At 69.3% G+C, this 1,119-nt stretch carries 1 protein-coding gene; it reads left to right on the top strand.

Annotated elements, in window-relative coordinates:
- Positions 1 to 1,119, top strand: a 1,119-nt coding sequence (locus tag AC067Z_RS38970; RefSeq protein WP_478794373.1) for a S8 family peptidase, incomplete at both ends; no start/stop codon positions are given.

Raw genomic sequence — 1,119 nt, 5'->3', positions numbered from 1 at the left:
GCGGCCATAACGGCCGTGGCAGCCGCAGCCGGTGTAACGCTTCTCAACACGTCCTTCGCCGGTGCTGCCGCGCCCGCCGAGGGCAAGATCTACGGCGCGAATGCCGAAGGCGCCGTCGCGGGCAGCTACATCGTGATGCTCGACGAGAAGGCCGACAAGAAGGATCTGGCCAACGAGTACGGCGGCAAGCTGCAGCGCAACTACAGCTCCGCCATCAACGGCTTCTCGGCCAGCGGCCTTTCGGAGACCGAGGCCAAGCGACTCGCCGCCGACCCGGCCGTCGCCAAGGTCGTGCAGAACAAGAAGTTCACCATCAACGCCACCCAGGACAACCCGCCGTCGTGGGGCCTGGACCGCGTCGACCAGGCCGACACCGCCGGTGACAGCAAGTACACCTACCCGGACACCGCGGGTGAGGGCGTCACCGCGTACGTGATCGACACCGGAGTCCGCATCTCCCACAAGGACTTCGAGGGTCGCGCCACCCACGGCTTCGACGCCGTGGACAACGACGATTCGGCCGACGACGGCAACGGCCACGGCACGCACGTCGCCGGCACCATCGCCGGAACCGCGCACGGTGTCGCCAAGAAGGCGAAGATCGTCGCCGTGCGGGTGCTCGACGACAACGGCTCCGGCACCACGGAGCAGGTCGTCGCCGGCATCGACTGGGTCACCCAGAACCACCAGGGTCCCTCCGTCGCCAACATGAGCCTCGGCGGCGGCGCCGACGAGGCCCTGGACGAGGCGGTCCGCAAGGCGATCGCCTCCGGCGTCACCTTCGGTGTCGCGGCGGGCAACGAGTCGAGCGACGCGAGCCAGGGCTCCCCGGCCCGCGTCCAGGAGGCGATCACGGTCGCCTCGTCGACGAAGGAGGACGCGCAGTCCGAGTTCTCCAACTACGGCGAGATCGTGGACATCTACGCGCCGGGCTCGGACATCACCTCGGCGTGGAACGACAGCGACGAGGGCACCAAGACCATCTCCGGCACCTCGATGGCGACTCCGCACGTCGTCGGCGCCGCAGCGGTCTACCTCGCCGGGCACCAGGACGCCGCCCCGGCGGACGTCGCCAAGGCGCTCACCGACGGCGCCACGCCCGACAAGATCACCAACCCG

It is taken from the genome of Streptomyces sp. NPDC043812, from assembly GCF_056436245.1.
Note: the sequence above shows the minus strand (reverse complement) of the source record. Positions and strands in the feature narration are given on the sequence as shown.